Annotated in this window: 1 pseudogene; it reads right to left on the minus strand. The window is 73.1% G+C overall.

Annotated elements, in window-relative coordinates:
* A pseudogene (locus GT045_RS38150) lies at positions 1-2,378 on the minus strand (Rne/Rng family ribonuclease); the annotation flags it as partial.

Genomic DNA, 2,378 nt, shown 5'->3' on the forward strand with positions numbered 1-2,378 from the left:
GCCCGGCGCCGCGTACGGCCGCGGCCGGCCGCGGCCTCCGCCTCGGCGACGCTGCTGTACAGCTCCTCGTCGGGGGTGAAGTCGGGCGCGGGCAGCGCGACCGGCTCGGCGATCTCGGCGGCCACCGAGACGGCGGTCTCCACGTCGGGCTCGACGGCCTCACCGCTCTCCACGGCCACCGCGGCGGTCTCGTGCACGTGCTCCTGGGTCTCGCCGCCCCGGCCGCCGCGCTTCTTGCGCTTGCCGCCGCCACCGTTCGTGGTGGCCTGGTCCAGGTGGACGATCACACCGCGGCCGTTGCAGTGGACACAGGTCTCGGAGAACGACTCCAGCAGGCCCTGACCGACCCGCTTGCGGGTCATCTGCACCAGGCCCAGCGAGGTCACCTCGGCCACCTGGTGCTTCGTGCGGTCCCGGCCCAGGCACTCCAGCAGGCGCCGCAGCACCAGGTCGCGGTTGGACTCCAGGACCATGTCGATGAAGTCGATCACGATGATGCCGCCGAGGTCGCGCAGCCGCAGCTGGCGCACGATCTCCTCGGCCGCCTCCAGGTTGTTCCTGGTGACCGTCTCCTCCAGGTTGCCGCCCTGGCCGGTGAACTTGCCGGTGTTGACGTCGACGACGACCATCGCCTCGGTCCGGTCGATCACCAGCGAACCGCCGCTGGGCAGCCAGACCTTGCGGTCCAGCGCCTTGGCGAGCTGCTCGTCGATCCGGTAGGTGGCGAAGACGTCGGTCTCGGACGTCCACCGCGACAGCCGGCCGGCCAGGTCCGGGGCGACGTGCGAGACGTACCCGTGGATGGTCGACCACGCCTCGTCACCGCTGACGACGACCTTGGTGAAGTCCTCGTTGAAGATGTCGCGCACGACCCGGACGGTCATGTCCGGCTCGCCGTAGAGCAGCGTCGGCGCGTTGCCGCTCTTGGCCTTCTTCTGGATGTCCTCCCACTGCGCCTGCAGCCGCTCGACGTCCCGGCGCAGCTCGTCCTCGCTCGCTCCCTCGGCGGCGGTGCGCACGATGACGCCCGCGTCCTCGGGGACGATCTTCTTGAGGATGGTCTTCAGCCGGGCCCGCTCGGTGTCGGGCAGCTTGCGGCTGATGCCGGTCATCGAGCCCTCGGGGACGTACACGAGGTAACGGCCCGGCAGGGAGACCTGGCTGGTCAGACGGGCGCCCTTGTGGCCGATCGGGTCCTTCGTCACCTGGACGAGGACGGACTGGCCGGACTTCAGGGCGGACTCGATGCGGCGCGGCCCGTTGGCCATGCCGAGCGCCTCGAAGTTGACCTCACCGGCGTACAGGACGGCGTTGCGGCCCTTGCCGATGTCGATGAAGGCGGCCTCCATCGACGGCAGCACGTTCTGGACCTTGCCCAGGTAGACGTTGCCGACGTACGAGGTCGACTGCTCCTTGTTGACGTAGTGCTCGACGAGCACGCCGTCCTCCAGGACGCCGATCTGCGTGCGGTCGCCGTGCTGACGGACCACCATCACGCGCTCGACGGCCTCGCGGCGGGCCAGGAACTCGGCCTCGGTGATGATCGGGACGCGACGGCGCCCCTGCTCACGGCCTTCGCGGCGGCGCTGCTTCTTGGCCTCCAGACGGGTCGAGCCCTTGATGGACTGCACCTCGTCGGACGGCTCGCTGGGCTTGCGCGGCTCGCGGACCTTGACGACCGTGCGCTCCGGGTCGTCGGCGGACGGCTCGCCCTCGGGGCCGGAGTCACCGGCACGGCGACGGCGGCGACGGCGGCGACGGCTGCTGGAGCTGGACCCGCCGAACTCCTCGCCGTGGGCCTCCTCGGCGTCCTCTTCCTCCTGCTCGGCGGTGTCCTCGGCGTCCTGCGTGGCCTGTTCGGCGGCCAGCTCGTCGGCCTCGGCGTCCGTGCCGTCACCCTCGGCGGCGTCACCACGCCGGCGGCGGCGTCCGCCACGGCGGCGCCGGCGGCGCCCACCGGACTCCTCGTAGCCCTCGGCGCCCTCGGTCTCGTCGCCCTCGTCGCCCTCGTCGCCTTCGGCGAGGTCCTCGGCGGACTCCGGGGTCACCTCGGCCTCCGCCGGCTCCTCGGCGGCGGCCTCGGCCGGGCGGGTCTCCTCGGCGGCGGCACCGCGGCGGCGCCGACGGCGGCGGCCACCGGTCTCGGCGCGCTCCTCCGTGTACTCCTCGGTCGCCTCGGTCTCCTCGGTCTCCTCCGCACCGGCGGCCTCGGCCGCGGCTTCGGCGGCGGCCCGCTCCGGGGTCTGGAACCGGGGCTCGGCGAACACCGGCGCCTGGAACCGCGACGGCGGGGCGAGCGGGCTTGCGGGTGCCCTCGGCCTCGGCGGGCTCGGCGGCCTGGGACGCGGCGGCCTGCGGGGGCTCGGAGAACCCGGACG

It is taken from the genome of Streptomyces sp. SID486 (genome assembly GCF_009865385.1).
Lineage (GTDB): Bacteria > Actinomycetota > Actinomycetes > Streptomycetales > Streptomycetaceae > Streptomyces.